Source organism: Pseudorhizobium halotolerans (assembly GCF_902153235.2).
Lineage (GTDB): Bacteria > Pseudomonadota > Alphaproteobacteria > Rhizobiales > Rhizobiaceae > Neorhizobium > Neorhizobium flavum.
The window spans coordinates 2,589-22,739 of the sequence record NZ_CABFWE030000011.1 but is presented as its reverse complement, the minus strand read 5'-3'; the positions used below and the strand labels follow the sequence as shown (position 1 = coordinate 22,739).

Genomic DNA, 20,151 nt, shown 5'->3' with positions numbered 1-20,151 from the left:
GCCCCCAAACGTCACCGTCCTGGAAGCCCTTCTCTGTCTCTTAGCAAAGCAAGAATCGCACTTCCTCGAATCACAGTCAAGAGTCTTGGCGCCGTTTTGGTGAGCGGATTTCTTTTGCCCAACTAAAGGTGAAAGACAATGCAGGTTGGAAGTGTGACGACGCCCTTTGGGCGGCGGCCGATGACGCTTGCCATGCTGGCAGCGCAGGTGGCGACAAAGGACGTCAGGGACGACGCTTGCGTCGACAAGTGGAAGCTTTACAGGGCGCTGTGTGAGGCACGAGGCAAGCTGGGCATCACCGATCGCGCCCTGGCGGTCTTGAATGCGCTCCTGTCGTTTTATCCCAAGCAGGAGCTGAGTCAGGAGCAAGGACTGATAGTCTTCCCTTCGAACGCCCAGCTCTCGCTGCGGGCGAACGGCATGCCGGAGGCGACGCTTCGGCGGCACCTTGCTGTGCTGGTAAGCGCGGGGCTTCTGATCCGCAAGGACAGCGCCAATGGCAAGCGGTATGCAAGACGTGACGGAGAAGGCAGACTTGATGAGGCTTTCGGGTTTTCGCTGGCACCGCTTGTGGCGCGTGCAGAGGAGATAGAATTCAAGGCTGCCGAGGTCATTGCGGAGCGCCTGCAACTACAGCGGCTTCGTGAGCAGTTGACGATCTGCCGCCGCGACGTGGTCAAGCTGATCGAGACGGCTTTGGATGAGGGTGCGCCTGGCAATTGGGATGCAATCCACCAGGATTACAGAGCCGTCATGGCCTCGCTGCCGAGGAATTCGGGTGTGCAACAGGTGACAGAAACATTGGGCCGCATGGAGGAACTACGGAGTAACATCGTCATCCGATTGGAAAAGCTGGCAAATGTTCGAAAAACGAGCGGCAATGCCTATCAAAGTGAGCGGCACTTACAGAATTCAAAACCCGACTCTATTTCTGAACTTGAACCTAGCTCTGGACATGAGCTGGGGGCAAAACCTGAGGAAGAGCCGCGACGTGAACCCGAGCCGTTGAAGCCTTTTCCCTTGGGTATGGTCCTGCGTGCTTGCCCGGACATCTCCGCCTATGGACCTGGCGGCGCGATCTCCAGCTGGCGCGACATGATGAGTGCGGCGGTGGTGGTGCGATCAATGCTGGGTGTCAGTCCTTCAGCCTATCAGGAAGCCTGCGAGGTGATGGGGCCTGAGAATGCGGCGACCGCGATGGCCTGCATCCTGGAGAAGGGGGGGCAGATCAACTCGGCCGGCGGCTATCTGCGCGACTTGACCCGTAAGGCGAGCCGTGGTGAGTTCTCGCTCGGACCGATGCTGATGGCATTGCTGCGGACTGCAGGCCTCGAAGTCAGACGCGCCTCATGATCGCAATCTGCTTGTCCTTGGCCCGTAGCTCACCCCGGATGTTTTTCGCGTGGGCACCCGTACAACCTGCTAATTTAGCTGCTGCGATGACCAGGCGAATCCTGTATTCATCCGGACGTGAGGCCGGTGAGGTGGGAGTTCAGCATGACGCCTGAACAGCGCAGGGCAATCTTTGATCGCGTTGTCGATCGTTGGGCTCAGCGAGGTTTTCAGTTTGAGACCAGTCCAATATTCCGCGCCAGCGTTGACGACTGGATTGAGGGCCGGATTTCAATCCAGGACCTGAAACAGCGGTACTCAGAATTCCTTCGCACCCAATCCTACCGGGCCTCTGGTCTTCCGCCAACGGCAACGGAGTTCTAGGCGGCAACGTTCAAGCGGACTGATTACTCCTCCTCGAGCAAGCCATCGAAAACCTCTAGCAGGGCGTCGACAATCACCTGTCCGAGTGCATTACCGGTTTCAGCGATCTGCCCCTCATCCATGTCGCGTGCCGCCAGCGCCAGGTTGCTCCCTTGCTCCGCGACGATGGCACGGGAACGTTCGATCGCCCATTGAGCGAATTCTGCGCGGTTGCTGATCGTGGTGGTTTCCATGGGAATCCAATCTTTAGCTGATCGTCAATGATTGCCGGTTATCGTCTCTTTGCGCGAGGAGTTGTGCGTTCGCGCGTCTTTACCGTGGTCGACACCCTCTGAACCGCAGGGGGCGCAAGCCGACGTATTCCGCGTTCTCAATGGTCTCAAGGCCAGAACGTGGCATTGAGACCCTCTTTGTCCCGCGGCTGTTAATCGAGAAGACGCGCGGCGCGTCCAGTCCGTCTGTGAGCGTTGTTGTAGTAGCTCGACGCCTGCTGCACGGAACGATGGCGTGACTGCTCCATCGCCTCGGGGAGCGGGATACCGCGGTTGGCCGCCTCGGTCAGAAATCCGGAGCGCAATCCATGGGCAGAAAACTCTGCTGGCTCCAGGCCAGCCAAAGCGGCGCGATGCTTGACGATGTCGTTGATTGCCTTCGGATCGAGCGCTCGCAGTGAGAGGTTTCCCCAGCGATCAATCGCCCGAAACACACTGCCGCTTTCGATCCGGGCGGCATCAAGCCAGGCGTTCAGTGCCTCCACCGGTCGACCGGTGAGGTAGACGACCTCGTCATTCTCCACGCCACTGGTCTTGGTCCGGCCAAGATGGATGGCAATCGAGGGAAGGGGAGGGCGGCCCTCCAAAATGATTGGCGCCTCCGCAGTCAGCTGCTCCGTGCGCATCCCGGCGATCTCGCTGCGACGGCGGCCGCCGGAAGCAAAGGCGACCATCAGGATCGCCCGATCGCGTGTGTCGCGCAGGCTGTTGGTCCTGCAGGTCGCCAGCAGCCTGGCCAGGACATCACCGGTCACAGCCTTGGCGCTTCTGCGTTTCCTCGGCCGTGGCGTTGCGCGAATCGCGAGCCGAAGAGCGGATTTGAGGGCAGGGGAGCTGAAACTGCCCTCAAGGCCGCGCCATTTGGTCAGGGTCGACCAGGTAGCGAGCCGACGGCGCACCGTGTCAGGCGCATGCGGCCCGGCCGACCTCAGGAACCCTTGCATGCGTAGCCTGTCCTCGACATCCGCCGGCATCCCGTGCTGCGGGTCGATCACACGCCGTTCCGGATCCCAAAGATGATGAGCGACGAACTTGAGCAGCAAGGCTTCCGGTGCCGGCCAGGGCAGGGAGGATCCGTTAGCCGCCAGCGACCAGGCCTGCAGATAGGCCAGGTCGGAGGCAAGCGCGCGGAGCGTGTTCTCGCCCATCCCCTGGTTTACGAGGTGGCGGAGTGTCTCGACGTCCTGGTCGCTGAGCAGCTCGGCGAGTTCGTCGCGCCGCTCCATCGGCAGCACGGCGGCAATGGTGTCCAGGCTTTCTGCCCGGAGATCAACCGCACTCCTCCCCGGGCGATCAGTCGCCATGGGCGAAGGGTCCAAGCACAGTCATGCCTTCCTTGCGCGCGGCAGCGGCAAGCTTGCGATCAAGCGTTGCCAGCGGTACGTTTCGATTGAGGGCAAGCGCCAGATAGGCGGCGTCATAGGCGCTGAGTGCGTGATTGGCAGCCAGCAGCAGGACAAAACTGTCGCCGCCAATGCCGGCATCGTCGAGCGGCAGGCGACGAACCCGTTCCATGTTGACCAGCGCGCCGCCGGCAGAGACGCGACCGCGGCGTTCGGCCATGGTTAGAATGTTGCGGATTTCGAAGAAGAACAGCGACGGCACCGGGCAGGGGGCGTTGATCGACGCAATGACGATTTCGGCGGCGTCTGAATATTCCTCCGGCAACAGCCAGGCAGCCGCCATCGAGGCGTCAATAACAAACGCCATCAGCGACGGCCCTCGTCACGCCAGGAGAGGATTTCCTCATGGGTGGAGGCGGCAGCTTTCTGTCGGGCGGCGCGTACCTCTGCCAGCAGCAACTGCATATCGGTTTCCTTGGCGATACGCGCCAGGCGAATGATGGGGTCGTTGCCGCGCGCGATAACAATATCTTCGCCAGCTTCCGCGCGAACAAGCAGATCCGATAGATGGGTTTTGGCTTCAGAGATTTTTACCGTCGTGGTCATCGCGCGCCTTTCGGAGTGATTTCCCGTAAAAATACGCGCACCCTCGCAGTTGGTCAACCGGTTGGTCTCCTCACCGCCGATAAGCATTACTTATCGCATGCGAGCCGCGTGGGGCTTCTTTATGTCATGTGTAGAACTCTTGTCGCACAGTAGCTTTCGTTTAAGACATCGTTTACCATAAAAACAATGCCTTACGACCTCGCCAAATTGCCCATCTCAACCCTGCTGAAACCCGTCGCCGACGCCAGCAGCGCCCTTGCCCGTCTCGACGAACGCATCGCCCGCTCCCCCGTCGGCCCAGGCTTCCTAGAACGGCAAAACTTCACCGACGCCTGCGCCTCCCTCTGGATCGACGGCGAACTCGTCCATCTCGAAGACCTCGTCCTCCACGACGCTCTCCGAGACATCCGTACCCCAACCCACGAACTCACGATCGCCCGCGACGTTTTACGAACCCGCCGGCGCATCGCCGACCACCCACCCGCCTGGGCTTTGTCGGAAGAAGGCCTGCGCGGCCTGCGCCGGCCGTGGGCCGGGGCATCTTTGGGAGAGGGAGGCACCGGCGTGGCCGACCAGCCCACCGCGGGTGAAGTGGTTGACGGGGGAGGGGAGGGGCTGGAGGACAGGGAGGAAAACGGCGAGGCCGGCGAAGATGTGCTGGATGCCGAGCTCGCCGCCATTGACGCGCTGCTCGCCCGCTCCGAAGCCGCCATCGAACAGGCCAGGAAGCCAGGTCCCGCCAAAAGCGCTCCCGGCTCGGGCGCCGGCCGGGAACGCGACCCTCTCGTCTACGATCTCGACTGGGATGAGGATGCGCGGCTGGAGGAATGGCGCGCCGTGCTGCGCCAGGCGCAGGATTTTCCGGCGGTGCTGCAGGCAATCGTCGCGCTCGACGCCTGGAACGAGATCGGCGTGCTGCAGCATGCCGCCTGGATGGGCCGGCTCCTGGCCGCCTCCATCCTGCGCCAGGGTGGTGTGACCACGCAAAATCATCTAGTCGCCATCAACCTCGGCCTGAAAACGATTCCCGTCGATCGCCGTCGCCATCGCAACCGGGAAACCCGGCTGCTGGCCATCGCCCAGGGGTTTTTGGCGGCCGCCGAGATCGGACTCAAGGAGCATGACCGGCTGGCGCTGGCGCGAACCCTTTTTGAGCGCAAGCTGGCGGGACGCCGCGCCTCGTCAAAACTACCCGAGCTAGTGGAACTCGTCATGGCGAAGCCATTGGTGTCGGCCGGGATGGTGGCAAAGACGCTCGAGGTGACGCCGCAAGGGGCGCGGCGGATTGTATTGGAGCTGGGGCTGAGGGAGATGACCGGGAGGGGGAGGTTTCGGGCGTGGGGAGTAATGTAGCCAGCCTGTCTGCGATTGCGCGCGGCGCTGTGCTAAAGGAGCAAGCGGGTCCACACGCTGTTACCGCTGATCGCGGCGTGCGAAAAGCTGCTTGTAACCCGGCAGACAGGTGCAGTATTCGGCATTTTCGATGCCTATGATACTGACAACATGGGACGTGCTTTCTGGAGGAATGCGCATTCGACCGTCGCGCAGTGCCCGGAATAGGGCCTCCCTGTGACCCTCAGCTCCCAGGCTATCAGCAGTAACCGGATGAAGAACGAGATCGAGCGACCATGCCGGTTCGACACCCATGATCGCATTGGCACGAGTACGGCCGCGTTTCTCGTCTATTACCGGGAAGAGGCCTCTCGCGCTTGCGAGCGCGATCGTCGCCGCTTCTCCGTCATCGAGCGAAGGCGAAACTGAAGTGAGTTCGAAGAACATCTCAAATTCCTGATCCGTGAGATCAAGCAATGAGACGTGTCCAGCCGCAGAAAGTGCACCCAGGAACGCCTCCTCGCCGTTGCGACGGCTCGTCTCGTTTTCAAGCTCGCCAGCTACGACGTTCGCGACGATGATCGGATTGGGAATCGAAGTGAGGATATCTACACCGCACCGGGTGGCATGCAGGTTGATCAGCACGCTGGTATCGAGAACCAAGGGGACGTTATTGTCACTCAGGGAATTTGAGTAGGTCATCCGTCTCTTTTTCCTCAAGCTCGATTTCGTCGACGATCTCGCGCAGCTGCAGCCTAGTGATTTTCAGGAGTTCGGCGAGTTGCCCCTCAGACATCAGCTCGCGCTTCCAAGCCGCATGTGCCATCAAACTCATTCGTTGTGAGACCAACCGATCTGCATCGGCCTTACCGGCGTCGCGCCGGTCTGCGGCGCTTCCGAGCACTTCTCGTGCGTGCTCATCCGTGATACCTCCGTTATCTTCGAACCAGGACCACGTTCCCTTCTTCACAAGTCCCAGCTCTTCCAAACGCAGAACACAGGCTTGGCGAGAAATCCCGTATTGGTCAGCAAGGAGGATGACGAGGCGGCGCGTCGTCTTCCCAGTGATCTCCTTCAGTTCTCGAAAGCTCTCGCCAAAACTCTCCGCCGGCGTGACGAAAGCGCGGCCGAAGGCATTTGCGTAGCGCTCGTCCCGCGACAGAAATTTCTCATCCTCTTCTAGGACCTCAGGAATTTGCCGCGTCCCATAGAAATGCCCCGTTTCGTGTGCCAGGGTCTGAACCCGACGAGGCAGCGGATGGTTTGCGTTCAGAAGAATGCAAGCGCCCACGTTTTCATCGTAAGTGAACAAACCCGCTACCCGAGACCGTGAAGAAAGGCGCCGCTGGTAAAGGCGAATGCCAAGCCCCTGCTCCACGATGGAAAAGATATCTGCGATCGGGCCCGATCCTAGGCCGAGCCAGTCTCGAAGCTCTTTCGCATGGGATTCCCCTAAAGCGACTGCGTCACCCTCGTTGACGCCCCGTTCCGGAGGATAGTTTCGGCGGCGCTGTATACCGAGAATGTTTTCAAGCTCCACGTCTGCTTTAATGAGCTCGTTGAGCAGCCGTATTGCCTCTAGCGTATGTTCGTCTTCCGTCTTCCGCAGCTTGCGGAACCGCGGCATCAGGTCCGTATGGACGGCCTCGCGTCGCAGCAGTGCATTTACCGACACGCCGTAGTGGCGAGCCAAGGTCTGGATCTCTTGGATGCGAACGCGCCTTACGCCCTTCTCGATAGAGACCAGCGTCGGTCGAGAGACGCCGATGAACTGCGCAGCGTCATCTTGGCGAATATCGGCGTTCTCACGGGCAATCCGGAGCCGGCGACCGATTTCTTGCGCGCTCAGCTCATTTAGAACGGTCATAGCGGCCTCCGCCCATCCAGCTGTTCAAGAAGCTTTTTTCACCTTGCGCGGACAAGAAAGTCCGCCATTCTTGGGCATGCGTCATCAACATTATTCTCAGGTTTCGAAGAGTTTGCTCATAGGCCTCACCAGTCGCGGCGGCAATCTGTGAAGCGAATGGCCGTAACGCTGCATCTGCCAATGCGGACATCGTGGCGAGGTGGTCGAGATGGCGGGCCCCCACGCTTCCGTATTCAACCATGATGTCGCGATCAGCGTCGTCGGTGATGCTCGCGAGCGCCGAATCAACTTCCGAAGCGGATAGATCCGAGACGACATAGGTGTCACTCGGCTCTACGATTTCTGCGGCGTGAAGACTCATTCGGCGCAAAAGGCAGGCAGCGCAGAGACCGCATTGCCGCCGGTGCTCGGCATTGACGATCCTGCGCGTCTGCCAGCACGAACGGGTATTGATCAAATGCTGGTGTTTCCTGCCTGGCAAACCTAGGAACGCCTTCATCGTCTCACCTTTGGTCGACCATAGGCGTGGCTGTTCGAATTTTATGCTGCAGTCGAGCAAGGCCCGAGTGAACCGCTCCATCTTTCTGAAGAATGCCGGAAAATTCCGGTAATCAGTGTAGATATTGTAGAGCGGCACGAGAACCGGTCCGAGAGCACCTTGTCCGCTCTCGGGCACGATGATCCTGCTTATATTGGAAAGATGCGAAGCAATTGTCGCCATTGCCGCGAACTGGAAACCACGAGATCGGAAGCTACTCTCCTTGCCCTTGAAGCCTTTCACTCGGAAAGGAATCTGAGTGAAGTGGCTGTCGCCATCCATCCGGCGCTGCTTAGTGCTGGCAACACGGATACATAGTGCCTCGGAGGCCGGGCCGCTCAGCGCAGATACTGCACGCGAATCCAATCCGTTGCTGTAGGCGATCGCGAAAGTCTTCGGCTGCTCAAACATAAGCGGGACCTGCCGCCAACCGACTGGGGACGCGTTCGCGGCTTTGACAAAAGTGAAACGCCAGCTGTCGCCGGTCAGAAAGTTCATGGCGCTTCGGAGTGACGACTGCACCTCAGGCCTCGACCAACATGCGTGGTCGATGACAGGGATCGTAACATGCAGATTGCGCAGCCATGATGCCGGTCGCCTCCACCGGCGGTCGGCGAACTCGATCGCGGCTGCCAAGACCATCAGGTCATAGTGTTTGGCGGCAAACCCTTTTACGTCAAAAGTATCAAGAATATCTGGAACGAACTGTATATGTTTGCCTATCTCGGCAACGACAGCTTTATCCAACTCCGGATGTCGAGCTGCCCGGCCTTTCTCAACAGCGAAAAGGTGTTTTTCATGATGGACTTCAGAGTGCGATTCAGTCTTCATCCGGTCCATCGTTCACATCCGTGCGCGCGGTCCGACGGAACGCGTTCTTGTTGCCATTTTCGAGAGCAGCACACACGCCGCCAACATCGATACTCGCGAAGGTTTCTCGATTGCGTTGAACGCCTTTTGCAAAATCCGCTGGGCTCATATCGCCAACATCTCTGGCGCGAAGACATTCCTCGTGAATGCGATTCTCAGCGTTCTCCAGAAGCTCACTCACAGCGCTTCCAAGGGCCGCATCGAGTGACTTTCTCTCCGACATCCCTTCGCGGAGATTGCTGAGTAGATTTCGTTCGAGCGCGTCGCTGAGAGACGAGCGCTCGTAGTTGTCGAAGATGGATTCCGTCGCGGCTACTGAATCCAGATCCATCTGGTCACGAGATGCACGAGAATCCAGCTCACGATAGAGCCGATCGAATGCCTTCATATCGATGGCACTAAGAACGCTGTGACAGGCCTGCTTAGCACGCTCGTCCAGCGAGGCCGCGTCATTGACGAGGTCCCGTCCATACTGCTTCCACTTATTGCTCAACGCAGAATTTCGGAAAGGTCCGTCGGTCATCATCGCCTCCAATGTTGGCAATATTCACTGCAAAGCTGACAAAGTCAATTTACAAGAAGAAAAATCTGACAATCGGGGATTCAATCCATGAGCCAGCAAAGATGGCGGCGAACATTAAGGCCGATAAGCCGAGCCGCCGGGCCTTCCGAGTTCCTTTAAATCGAAAGCGGAGCACGTTATCAGAGGATTGAATAGAATCGCCAGCAATAGATTTGACGGACATGGTTACGTACTCATCGCTGCGTCGCGGACAGCTTGGCGGGGACAGCTGGCACCGACTCGAGGGCTTTCGTTTCGAACTTTGGTCGATAAACGCCTTTGAAGGGGTAGGCAGAGGATCCCTTACTCTGAGGCTGTGCGAGATTGATCACACGCTTGTCTTGACCATCCCTTTGATACAACCATGAATCGCGGTGTTTGGTCGCGCGACAGCCGGGGGGATGATGCGAGTAGCTCGAATAGTGATCCAGAATTTTCGCACATTCGCGTCACTCGACGTGAATGTCGCGGATGATCTGTGCTGTATCATCGGAGAAAACAATACTGGCAAGACCGCGATCCTTCGCGCAATCCAAATTTGTCTAGATAACATGCTGCCGTCGAGTTTCCGGGCGCTGATGCGCGAGGACATCCACTCCGCCATCGATATCGCCCAGCCCAGCCAGGTTCTGATAGGAATTGAACTGGCTGGGTTCGAGGGACGTGTGAATGAAGAGGCGCTAGTTAGTACCTGGAAGACGGCTGCGGACCGCGCGCGTATATTCTACCGCTTCCGTCCGCGGCCAGCTGTCCGGGAGCAGCTTGTAAGTGGCGATATCTTACCCGGGGCGCTGACCCTCGAAGATTATCAGTGGGAAATCCGCGGTGGCGGTGATCCTGCCATCGACCTCACGGAGATTGCCTGGGATGACGACGGGATCGGCGAGTCGGTGCGCTTTGCAGATCTGCAGTCTTACCTTCTTGTTCATCTGCCTGCGCTCCGCGATGTCGAGAGCGACCTGCGTAATCCCCGCCAGTCGCCACTCATCCGTCTGATCGAGGCGTTCGAGATTGATGCGGCCGAGCAGGATGCCCTAATCGCCATACTCGACGAGGCCAATCAGGCGATCGCGAACTCGGCGACTATTGCCGAAATAGCGGGGGCAATTGACGCACGGTTCAAGGATGTCTCTGGCCCCGCGTTCGAGATGGACGCCACTCTCGGCCTCTCCGCAGCGACCTTCCGCGCGATCATACGCAACCTCAAAATTATTCTATCGGACCTTTCACTCACCTCGTTCGAACCTGGCCGCAACGGTCTTGGGATGAATAACATTCTCTATATCGCGATCCTGATGGAATACCTGCAGCGGCGGATCGCGCTCAACCGCTCGGCCGGCCAATTGATACTGATCGAGGAGCCAGAAGCGCATCTTCATCCTCAATTGCAGTTCTCATTGATCGCGGCACTACGCGCGATCAACGTGCAGACCATCCTGACCAGTCACAGCACCCAGGTAACCTCTCAGGTTCCACTGAGCAGTATTGTATCTCTCACCAAGCGCGAGGACGCGACCATCGCTGCCGGCAATCTCGCGCTCAATGCCGCGCTGACCGCGCCAGAAATTGCCGATCTCGAACGCTACCTCGACGCAACCAAGAGCGCCTTACTCTATGCGCGCAAGGTCATGCTGGTCGAAGGTCCAGCCGAGATGTTCCTGATCCCGGCGATGATCGAGCAAGTGTACGGCGTGAGGCTTGAGCGGCTCGGCATCTCAGTTATCGCGATTCATGGCGTCCACTTTGACGTCTATGCCAAACTGTTCCGCGCCGGATCGCTCGAGAAGAAATGCGCCATCGTGGCCGATGCTGACATGAAGCCGTCCGACGCCGAGGACTTCGATCCGGAAACCCACGCGCCCGATTTGGTGGCACTAGAAAACGACTTTGTATCCACGTTTGAGGGCGCCACCACCTTCGAACGCGAGTTGGTATCGCTCGGACGCCTGCCAATGCTGATCGAGACCGTCCGCGCTCTCGGCGCGCCGCAGATCCTTGCGCAGATGGAGCAAGGGTTCGCAACGCTTGCGCTCGGGGGACTGAGCCCCGCCGACGAGACAGCGCTACGCATCGAACTTGGCCGTATCACGCTCAATACCGCCAAACGCTTTGGTAAGGCGCGTTTCGCGCAGATAGCTGCGCGCTACGCTCACCTCGCGACCGATCTGCCGACCTATATTGAGGAGGCGTATGAGTGGCTCACCGAATGATCCGGCTGACATCGGAACAGCGCGAGGCCGTCGAATACGACGGCAATCTGCTTCTCACTGCGTGCCCAGGAAGCGGCAAGACGCGGGTCATTCTCGCCAAGCTACTGACGCTGGCCGATCAGGTTGTCGGTACGCCACAGTTCATCGGCTGTATCACCTACACCAATGCTGCAGTCGACGAAATCGAGACCAGATTGCGCGCCTACGGCAATAACGCGATCGCAGACCGCTGTGAAATCTCCACGATCCACGCTTTTTGCCTGCAGTTCATTCTTCGTCCCTATAGCTGGCTGTTACCCGAGGTGCCGGCGTCGTTTCAGGTGCTCTCCCGGGAGAACAGTCAGTTTGAGCAGATCGTAACGTCAGTCGAGGACGCTTTCGGTCGCATGCCCGTCGGGCAGGTGTTCGAGGATTATGAATCTCTTCGCATCGACGTGAACGGCGGACCCTGCGGCCAAGGGATCGAGACAGGCATTGTCACTGACGAATCTGCCGCGCTCTATTGGGAGCGGGTCCGCGCCCACGGATACCTCGATTTCGCGATGATCCTCTATTATTCATGGAAGATTCTCGAACAACATCCGTTCGTCGGGCGCGGCATCGCGAGCCGCTTTGCTTGGCTGCTCATCGACGAATTTCAGGACACCACGGACATCCAGATCGCCATCTTCGGAGCACTCCAGGATTTCCTTCACACGCGCTTCTTTCTCGTCGGTGACCAGAATCAGTCGATCATGCGCTTCGCAGGTGCTCGTCCCGAGCTCGCGGATCAGTTTGGAGATCAGATCGGCGCGCACCGCGACACATCCTTGACCGGTAACTTCCGATGTGGGCTAGCGATTGTCGAGACTGCATCAACACTGATTCCGACCGTCCCCGCGATGCAGTCGGTGGGCCATGCTGCCCAGATCGCGGCGCAAGTGAACTACGTTCATGTTAGCCGGCCGATTGATGCCATCACCGACTATTTTCTGCCCGCACTGCAGGATGCCGGCATCCCGCTCGGCAAGGCAGCAATTCTTGCACCATGGTGGACGCATCTCGTCCCAGTCGCCCGCGCCCTCCGAGAATTAGACGTGCCGGTATTCGGTCCGGGCGCACGGCCCTATCGACGTCGGCGACTGCTTGCCGGGCTCGCCGAGCAACTCGGAGCATGCGCCGAGGCTGGTAACTACCTTGGGCTCCCGGGTGTCGAGCGGGCTCTGTTTCGGCTCATCGGCGACCTCACCGGAGAGTCGCGCTACGACATGTTCAGCTATCAGGGGCGCCGTGTGGCGCTCGGCCTGATCTATCTCGCTCGTGGACTTGCTGACCAGCATCCCGGCGGCGTCGCCTGGCTGCGCGCTATGGCCGACGAGGCAGGTCACTACCTCGAAAATGAGGAACTGTTGCCGGGTAGTGCCAAACAAACGCTGATCGATTCGGCCGAAGAGATGTTGTCTGACATGCAGGCCAGCAATGTCGATCTCCCGAATCTGCTCATTTCGGATATGGGTCTTTTCGCCAATCCCGAGCAGGCGCTCAAGCTAATTACGCTGCACAATTCGAAGGGACGTGAATTTGATGGTGTTGCCCTGATCAGTATGAATAATGGCAGTATCCCGCATTTCTCGACGTCGACGCAGGAGGCATATGACGAATCTCGGCGATTGTTCTATGTTGGCCTGACCCGGGCCAAGCGCATCCTACTCGTCGCATCCGACCAGTCCCACTGGAGAAACAGACCGACACCCTTCATCGCATAAGCCGGCTTTGGATGAGACTTCTGCCTCCTTGAATTCGTTGATGCTACTAGAACCGTGGCGCGTTGACGGAAAATGCTAGTGCTCAGTAGTTCAGCGATCTTGTCAAGCACCACCAGAAGCTGCAGTCTATGGGCAATAATGATTTGCAGGAAGCCCGTGAATTCTGATGCGTTTTACAGTTATCCCTTATTCTGAGCGCGCAAAGAAGTACGAAACCATCAGCGGCCAGGATGAGGTGTTCCTGCTTCGAGATAATTGGGACGATTACGGCTTTAAGACCAAATGCTCACTCATCTACTTTGATGAAGAGGGTGAGCGCTTCGATGTGGGTGAAGTGAAAATTATGCAGGCCGGCATGACCGGCGGCTATACCCGGATGGATGAGGCGTTTGAGACACTCGATCCAGACTATGCCTCACTTGGCCAGGGACAAGAATATTACGAGAACCTGCTGGCGTTAAAGGAAGAAGCTCGGTTCGCCATCCTGAACAATCTTCGTGATGTCGTGTGGAGCGCCGTGATTCGTGCGGCGGTTGACGACGAGCAAGCCTATGGAACGTCCTTGATGAGGAGCGTGGGCGAGAAGCGCTTTGCAAAGCTTGATTCCATAGTTCACCATAATCCGGAATTGACCCCCTTCAATTTCACCTACCTGTTTCCAGGCTCGACCGAGAAGATGAGCATTTCGGTCACTCCCCACAGCCTTCCGCCATCCAACATTCATGTTGTGATCGGCCGTAACGGCGTTGGCAAAACGCGTCTTCTGACTTCGATCAGCGCGCTTTTGCGCAATGGCCGCGACAAGCGTCTCGGCCGGCTTCGTTTCAAAGATGAGGACGAGACGGCACCAAAGGATCAGTTCGCAAACCTTGTGACTGTAGCGTTCAGCGCCTTCGACAAGTTCGAACCTCCCCAGCGATCGGCTGCCGGTCGCCTGCGAAGCCTAAAGGCCGGAACGAAAAGCGGTATCGAATACACTTACGTCGGCCTCAAGAAGCGCGTTCGCCGTGGTGAGGAACAAGCAATTGCCAACAAAAATGAAGCGGACCTGCAGAAAGATTTCGTTGGAAGCACTTTGCGCTGCCTGAGGAGCGCAAGCAGACCGCGGTGGCAGGCAGCGATGCGTACGCTGGAGGCAGACCCGCTTTTTGCAGCCCTACAGTTGTCCGACCTTGCAAATCTCCCGGTCGAAGAGGTTGAAGATCGTGCGGGAGAGCTCTTCGACACAGCTAGTTCCGGGCACAAAATTGTTTTGTTGACCCTCACACAGTTAGCCGAGGTCGTCAGCGAGCGAACCCTTGTTCTTATTGATGAACCAGAGGCCCATCTTCACCCGCCGCTCGTCATGGCATTTGTCCGCGCTCTTTCTGACCTGCTAATCAAACGAAACGGCGTTGCTATTTTAGCGACCCACTCGCCGGTTGTTGCACAGGAGGTTCCGGCCGATTGCGTATCCCTAATGTTTCGGCCGGGAGGCTCGATACAGATCGAGCGGCCGGAAATCGAAACCTTTGCAGAAAACCTTGGAGCCCTCACAAGGGAGATATTCCGTGTGCAAGTCACGGAAAGTGGTCATCACAATCTGATCGCCAGAATCGTCAACGATGCCGAAGACATTGATGAAGTCCTTGATCGGTTCGGTAACAAGGTGGGCGCAGAAGGCAGGGCGTTGGCTAGAACAATGCTTCGGACGGGCCGCTAATGCTGAGCATCGCATTGCCTGAGGACGATGCTGGCGTCGTATTCTCCGCCTGCGCTACTCGCACCAAATCGGTCGTAAAGAGGGCGGCGTTACTTGCCCAGCGCGCTTGGGTCGAGGAGCGCGCCGCGCTCTATATCGAGCATGCTCAGCAAGATTCGCTTCACGCCTTCGCTCCGGACGACCCCGTTGATATCGAAGCCGCCGAGCTCAGCGGCATATACGGTCGCGTGCTGGTCAAGGGAGGAGAACGACCGACTTACCTCCGCTTAAAGGGATTGGCTCGATACGGTCGTTGCCCTCTTTGTGCACAGCGTGACGTCAAGACGCTCGATCACTACCTGTCGAAGGACGATTATCCTGAGCTGTCCGTGTTTCCCGCAAACCTCGTTCCTTGCTGCTTCGATTGCAATCACGAGAAGGGGACCTATCGGGCGCAGCATGCCAATCAGCGGCTCTTCCATCCCTATTTCGACGATTGGAGCCAGCATTCTCTCATACAGGCTTCGCTCAATATTGGGGAAGGCGTCACGGTCACCTATTCGGTACAGCACCCGGACGGTGTCGACCTCGAGGTCGTGACGAGGGCACGTCGCCATTTCAGGAAGCTTAACCTGGGACAGCTCTACAGCGACAATGCCGCTGTCGAGTTGGTGGACAAAAAATTATCCTTTCAGGAGACGTTCGATGCAGATGGGCCGGAAGGTTTGCAGGATGAGATGGAGCGCGAAGCCCGTAGCCGCTGGCGTCGGAACCGCAACAGCTGGCAATGTGCCTTGTATACGTCGCTTTCGTTGAGCGATGAGTTCTGCGGTGGAGGGTTCGAGCGAATTGATGATCTTTGAGACAACGCTGCGTATTTCATCTCCGCTAGCGGCGTATCGCTTCCGACCGAGCTTGGGGTCTTAAAATGATCGGATATCGCAAGAGATCTTTTTTCCTTGCCCATAAGCTCCTGACAAACCTGAGGATGGATCAGGACGATCTTAAATCGCTAAGAGGCTTGCAGGTGCTTCTCGCGCACGAGATCGTCCGCACTGAGCGCGGTGTCCGCAAACTTAAAGCCGAACTGAAGGGGTCTTCAGTCGATGACAAACGCCAAACCTATCTGCAAAAAAGGATCGAGAGCTGTAGATATTGCGCTTATGTCTGGCGATCTTTCGGCGATGCGATTGCCTTCGTTTACCTCGACAAGTTCGCCTTAAAACATACCTACTATCAGACTGGGAAAAAAAGCCCGAAATCTGACGCAGGTTTCCTCAGTGACAAGGATGGCCTCGAGCACGAGTTACGTCTCTTGTTCACTGCTCTCGATCACAATGTGCCAGCAATTCTGACTGATCTCACAAATACGATCCGCCACGGCGATGTTTGCCTTATGGGCGCCAGTGATCCTTTTCTCATGGAGGTCAAAGCCACGCCTTCGCGAAACGAGCGTGCGCGGAGGCAGAAGGACAGCCTCGATATCCTGCATAACTTCTTCGAGACAGATGGATCGACCAGGCTTTGGGGCAACCCGGATTTGCGTCGGGAAGCTCTGACGGACCCCGAGGTCGCGTACATCCAACAGCTGAATGAATGCATCAGCTCATCGTTGGCAGCTGGCTTTGGGTCCGCAAGCCCCGAAAGCGGCCTACAATACTATGCGCTCAGGTCCGATAAGAGTTTACCCAAGGCAGTAGCAACTTTTGGTGACGCGAGAGCACCATGGGCCTTTGTGTGGAACGATCCCTTCGGCCGGCGCAATTGGATGCCCTATTTACCACCAGTCTTGTCTATCGCGAATTCGGATCACTTATGGGCATTTGTACGTGGAGAGATCGTGATCATGATTGTCGTGGACATGATCACTCTCGAGGAAATTGTCGCAGAACTTGGTTTCGAAGGTCGTTTCGATCCTGAAGAGGCGAGCCACCCGCTGAGCATCAAGTTCGGCAACGACGGTGGCGGCATGTGGATCTCCGAAGATATGCTGGGGCGCATCGGTATGGAGTGTGCGTCACCACTGGATGACCAAAAATGGTATCGAGACCATTCTGCGAGCGACGTCGGAAACTTCGAAGGTCCTGGATGGAGACCTTGCCTCTAATGGCCTCCGGATGATGGATGAGAAGTCCAGGCTGGAGCTGGTTCGCATGGGCATGCCGGAAGACATGCAGGTTGTTATCAAAATGGATGCGATCCTCGATGAGGCCAGAGGGCACCCAGGAAAATATCAGTGACAGCGGATTGCTGACGGCGATGTAGGGGACCATCAGCGTCCCAACTACTCAAGGAAATGGAAATGTCTGGCAATATCGACGTCATCGTAACGGTCAACACTCCTCTTACCGCCGAGGAGAGAGTGCGCCGTGCTCTACCAGGCAGCAGCGCAGTAGCGCAAACCGCCCATGTCTCACTCGACAGTGCCCGGGTCGAAGAGAATATGATCGAACTGATCAACAAGTTCGGGAACCGATTGCTGGCCCCGCCGCCGGAAATGCAACCGTTTCAGGTGGATGAAATCGAGCTAAGCCTTTCGATCGATGCGAAAGGCAAAGTCTCATTGATTGGAAGTTTTGAAGTAGGTGGCCATGCCGGGATCAAGGTCAAACTGAAGCGTAAGGCAGTCGACAAGTGACCCGAGCTTCAGCAGGGCGAATCAAGAGACGACAGGAAACGGACACGCTCTCCTGGGTTGCAACAAGGGTTGAGCGTGCGCGCAATAGCAAACGAAAGCTCGACCCGGACAAGCTCGCCCGTGGCATGGTCACGCGGGCGTGGAAGGAGGCCCTTCGGCGAACCCATCAATGCTTCGGGAGGTCGATCGACAGGTTTTTCCGCCTTGAAGTATCGCCGGAAGGTTCAGACCTCGCATCAATTGACCTGTCGAGCGTCCCCTATCAGGTCAATGTCAGCATTGGCATGCCCACCTTTCTATACAAGATCACAAGGCTTCTTGCGGCGCGGTCAGCACCATTCTCGGATGGGCAAGTGCCAGGTCAACACGGGCGCGACGTTACTGTCCCGTACGACGAGTCGGTTCTACGGATGAACCGAGCGTTCTTTTGGTACTCGGCGACACGGAGCTCCACCGTGTTTCAAGATTTTGACATTGATGAGCATCAGGCAGTCGTGGCCGGAATGCTGGCCATGGAAGCGGAGATCTTTTTGATTTGTCACGAGCTCGCTCACGGGCTTCTGGCTGATATGCCGCCAGGTTCTGACGCTTTTCTCAAAGAGCTACAAGTCGGCTTGGGCGGACTTTCCGCGGACTGGCGAGAGGAATTGTCGGCTGATCGACTTGCGCTGTTCCTCGCAATTGGAAAACGGCCGGGCCCTCGAGACGGTCATCAGCTCTCGATGCAATATGCAGGCTGGGAATTTTCCCTTCTTTTGCACCGTGAATGGGAGCGTTACGAAGAAACGGTGACGTCCGCGAGCGTGAGCTTTACGACGCATCCGCCTGCACGGGATCGTGTGCAAGATTTACGCGACACGCTTCGCCGGTACACGGGTTTGCCCGAAGCATCGAATGCATTTTCCGCCGCTGAAGCCTTTGCAACGGTATTCAGTGGAATGGTAAACTCGATGTTCTCCGAAGAGTTTCGACAAGGCGCGGCTCGGCGTGATGAATTGAGAGCCAATAAACTTGTCGCCCTGGCGCATATGTGTTCCGCTGGCGCGGTCCCTGACTATTCGCGGTTTGTGCCTGAAGCGATGGATCTGTTGCAGCAGGCGGAAGGCTGGACGCTTCTCCAGCACGTTTGCGACGCAACTGCACCTTTGCGCGATGAAGTCGCGATGGATTTTAAGAATTTGCAGGTTGCAAAGCTGATCTGGCGCGCCTGCGAAGGCTTGGAAGAGCCTTTGTACTCGGTATTCAAGAGGGTGACTGCACTTCCAGACCTGTTTTGAGCCACCGACTTCTCACTGTCGATTGATCAAGGACTTTATCTCGTATTTTCAGCACCGTAGATTTAGCTGGTTAACGGGCCGCAGGTTCAGATCCGTCTCAAGAGCGAGGCTACTACCCCTTTGCGCCTTCATTGCGGTCGTATACGCCATCGTTTGTTGATTTCCACTGAGAGCTGACCCGGCGTTTCCACCGAGAATTGACCCGCCTTTAGGTATCGTTCGTGTTGTTGGTCGGGGTCAAGTTCCTGCGTTTCTCCTTGGTTGTTTTGGGCTGATGGGCCGAGCTGTTCTTGAAGCGGAAGCTGTCGTTTCCGGTTTCCAGGATGTGGCAGTGGTGGGTGAGCCTGTCGAGTAGCGCGGTGGTCATCTTTGCGTCGCCGAAGACGCTTGCCCATTCACTGAAGCTGAGGTTGGTGGTGATGATGACGCTGGTGCGCTCATAAAGCCTGCTCAGCAGATGAAAGAGCAATGCGCCGCCTGAGGCACTGAATGGCAGGTATCCCAACTCGTCGAGAATGACGAGATCGGAGTGCACGAGCCGATTAGCGATCTGCCCCGACTTGCCTTGAGCCTTCTCTTGCTCGAGCGCGTTGACCAGTTCGACTGTCGAGAAGAACCGCACCCGCTTGTGGTGATGCTCAATGGCCTGAACGCCGAGCGCGGTGGCGATGTGCGTCTTTCCCGTGCCGGGACCGCCGACCAGAACGATATTGTTGGCGTCATCGAGGAAGTCACAGCGATGAAGCTGTTGCACGAGCGCCTCGTTGACCTCGCTACTGCCGAAGTCGAAGCCATTCAGGTCACGGTAGGCCGGAAAGCGTGCTGTCTTGAGCTGATAGGCCGTCGATCGGACCTCGCGCTCCGCAGTCTCCGCCTTGAGAAGCTGCGACAGGATCGGAAAGGCAGCCTCGAACGCCGGCGATCCTTGTTCGGTGAGTTCACCGACCGCCTGGGCCATGCCATGCATCTTCAACTGCCGCAACATGATGACGATCGCGCCGCTTGCTGGATTATGACGCATGGCGAACCTCCGTCTTTCTCAAGGTATCGTATCGTTCGACATTGGCCTTGGGTTCATTGGTGAGCGTCAGTGCCTGCGGTGCGTCAAGGGTCGGCGGCGTGAAGGATTTGCCGTCGACGAGGCGATGCAGCAGGTTCAGCACATGCGTTTTGGTCGGAACGCCAGACTTCAGCGCCATGTCGACGGCCGACAGCACGGCCTGTTCGTCGTGCTGAAGGACGAGTGCCAGGATATCGACCATCTCGCGGTCGCCACCCGGCTTCTTGAGCAGGTATTGCTGCAAGGTTCGGAATGCATCGGGAAGCTCGGTAAACGGTGCACCGTTACGAAGAGCGCCGGGCTTACGCTGGACAACAGCCAGATAGTGTCGCCAGTCATAGATGGTCTGTCCTGGCCGATCATGGGAACGATCGATGACGCGACGGTGCTCGCAGACGATCTGGCCTTCTGCGGCGACCACGACACGATCCGGA

General features: G+C 57.6%; 19 protein-coding genes and 1 pseudogene. 10 read left to right on the top strand and 10 right to left on the bottom strand.

The genetic code is table 11. From position 1 onward, the window contains the following. The first annotated feature begins 138 nt into the window (after nt 1–138). The gene (gene repC, locus FN060_RS15500) at nt 139–1,353 is read left to right on the top strand and encodes a plasmid replication protein RepC (RefSeq protein WP_142588896.1); all 1,215 of its coding nucleotides are present in this window, start codon (nt 139–141) and stop codon (nt 1,351–1,353) included. A 386-nt stretch (nt 1,354–1,739) separates the two neighbouring features. Here the strand turns inward: repC and FN060_RS15495 are convergent, their stop codons facing one another. From FN060_RS15495 to FN060_RS15480, 4 genes are all read right to left on the bottom strand, one after another. After that, nucleotides 1,740–1,949, bottom strand: a complete 210-nt coding sequence (locus FN060_RS15495) for a hypothetical protein (RefSeq protein WP_142588895.1) — start codon at nt 1,947–1,949, stop codon at nt 1,740–1,742. Between the two features lie 191 nt (nt 1,950–2,140). After that, complete coding sequence (locus tag FN060_RS15490; RefSeq protein WP_142588894.1) at nt 2,141–3,292, bottom strand: site-specific integrase; 1,152 nt, start codon at nt 3,290–3,292, stop codon at nt 2,141–2,143. Continuing rightward, nucleotides 3,282–3,698, bottom strand: a complete 417-nt coding sequence (locus FN060_RS15485; protein ID WP_052642616.1) for a type II toxin-antitoxin system VapC family toxin — start codon at nt 3,696–3,698, stop codon at nt 3,282–3,284. The genes FN060_RS15490 and FN060_RS15485 overlap by 11 nt, the downstream gene beginning before the upstream one ends. After that, a complete protein-coding gene (locus FN060_RS15480) occupies nt 3,698–4,024 on the bottom strand; it encodes a type II toxin-antitoxin system Phd/YefM family antitoxin (RefSeq protein WP_425312178.1) in 327 nt (108 codons plus the stop codon). Before FN060_RS15480 ends, FN060_RS15485 begins: the two co-directional genes overlap by 1 nt. 99 nt (nt 4,025–4,123) lie before the next feature. On the opposite strand from FN060_RS15480, the gene FN060_RS15475 reads away from it, so the two are divergent. Continuing rightward, a complete protein-coding gene (locus tag FN060_RS15475; protein WP_052642620.1) occupies nt 4,124–5,290 on the top strand; it encodes an RHE_PE00001 family protein in 1,167 nt (388 codons plus the stop codon). Between the two features lie 60 nt (nt 5,291–5,350). Here FN060_RS15475 and FN060_RS15470 read toward each other — a convergent pair whose 3' ends face one another. The 4 genes from FN060_RS15470 to FN060_RS15455 are packed head-to-tail and all read right to left on the bottom strand — an operon-like array spanning nt 5,351 to nt 9,067. After that, nucleotides 5,351–5,971, bottom strand: coding sequence for a PIN domain-containing protein (locus FN060_RS15470; protein WP_052642622.1), 621 nt, complete (start codon nt 5,969–5,971; stop codon nt 5,351–5,353). Then, complete coding sequence (locus FN060_RS15465; RefSeq protein ID WP_052642623.1) at nt 5,946–7,136, bottom strand: XRE family transcriptional regulator; 1,191 nt, start codon at nt 7,134–7,136, stop codon at nt 5,946–5,948. Before FN060_RS15465 ends, FN060_RS15470 begins: the two co-directional genes overlap by 26 nt. Next, on the bottom strand, nt 7,120–8,514 hold the full coding sequence (locus tag FN060_RS15460; protein WP_244467743.1) for a 7-cyano-7-deazaguanine synthase: 1,395 nt from the start codon (nt 8,512–8,514) through the stop codon (nt 7,120–7,122). Before FN060_RS15460 ends, FN060_RS15465 begins: the two co-directional genes overlap by 17 nt. Next, complete coding sequence (locus tag FN060_RS15455) at nt 8,495–9,067, bottom strand: hypothetical protein (RefSeq protein ID WP_052642625.1); 573 nt, start codon at nt 9,065–9,067, stop codon at nt 8,495–8,497. The genes FN060_RS15460 and FN060_RS15455 overlap by 20 nt, the downstream gene beginning before the upstream one ends. Before the next feature lie 440 nt (nt 9,068–9,507). Between FN060_RS15455 and FN060_RS15450 the strand changes: the two genes are divergently transcribed. The 8 genes from FN060_RS15450 (at nt 9,508) to FN060_RS15420 (ending at nt 18,657) form a co-directional block, all read left to right on the top strand. Next, entirely contained in the window at nt 9,508–11,316 is a 1,809-nt protein-coding gene (locus FN060_RS15450) for an ATP-dependent nuclease (RefSeq protein ID WP_280514340.1), read from the top strand. Continuing rightward, nucleotides 11,313–13,061, top strand: coding sequence for a UvrD-helicase domain-containing protein (locus tag FN060_RS15445; RefSeq protein ID WP_142588891.1), 1,749 nt, complete (start codon nt 11,313–11,315; stop codon nt 13,059–13,061). The genes FN060_RS15450 and FN060_RS15445 overlap by 4 nt, the downstream gene beginning before the upstream one ends. A 166-nt stretch (nt 13,062–13,227) precedes the next feature. Continuing rightward, entirely contained in the window at nt 13,228–14,763 is a 1,536-nt protein-coding gene (locus tag FN060_RS15440) for an ATP-dependent nuclease (protein ID WP_142588890.1), read from the top strand. Next, nucleotides 14,763–15,605 carry an HNH endonuclease gene (locus FN060_RS15435; protein ID WP_142588889.1) on the top strand — a complete coding sequence of 281 codons (843 nt, stop codon included), beginning with the start codon at nt 14,763–14,765 and terminating at the stop codon, nt 15,603–15,605. Before FN060_RS15440 ends, FN060_RS15435 begins: the two co-directional genes overlap by 1 nt. A 65-nt stretch (nt 15,606–15,670) precedes the next feature. Further along, a complete protein-coding gene (locus FN060_RS15430) occupies nt 15,671–16,849 on the top strand; it encodes a hypothetical protein (RefSeq protein ID WP_142588888.1) in 1,179 nt (392 codons plus the stop codon). A 10-nt stretch (nt 16,850–16,859) separates the two neighbouring features. Further along, nucleotides 16,860–16,982: a hypothetical protein gene (locus FN060_RS23405; protein ID WP_280514334.1), complete on the top strand. Its 123-nt coding sequence runs from the start codon at nt 16,860–16,862 to the stop codon at nt 16,980–16,982. A 62-nt stretch (nt 16,983–17,044) separates the two neighbouring features. Then, nucleotides 17,045–17,380 (top strand): Pepco domain-containing protein, encoded by a 336-nt coding sequence (locus FN060_RS15425; protein ID WP_142588887.1) that lies wholly within the window; start codon nt 17,045–17,047, stop codon nt 17,378–17,380. Continuing rightward, on the top strand, nt 17,377–18,657 hold the full coding sequence (locus tag FN060_RS15420; protein WP_142588886.1) for a M48 family metalloprotease: 1,281 nt from the start codon (nt 17,377–17,379) through the stop codon (nt 18,655–18,657). Before FN060_RS15425 ends, FN060_RS15420 begins: the two co-directional genes overlap by 4 nt. 208 nt (nt 18,658–18,865) lie before the next feature. Here FN060_RS15420 and istB read toward each other — a convergent pair whose 3' ends face one another. Beyond that, nucleotides 18,866–19,678 (bottom strand): IS21-like element helper ATPase IstB, encoded by an 813-nt coding sequence (gene istB, locus FN060_RS15415; protein ID WP_142588885.1) that lies wholly within the window; start codon nt 19,676–19,678, stop codon nt 18,866–18,868. Further along, nucleotides 19,668–20,151 (bottom strand): annotated as a pseudogene (locus FN060_RS15410) (IS21 family transposase); the annotation flags it as partial. The gene istB and the pseudogene FN060_RS15410, both read right to left, overlap by 11 nt.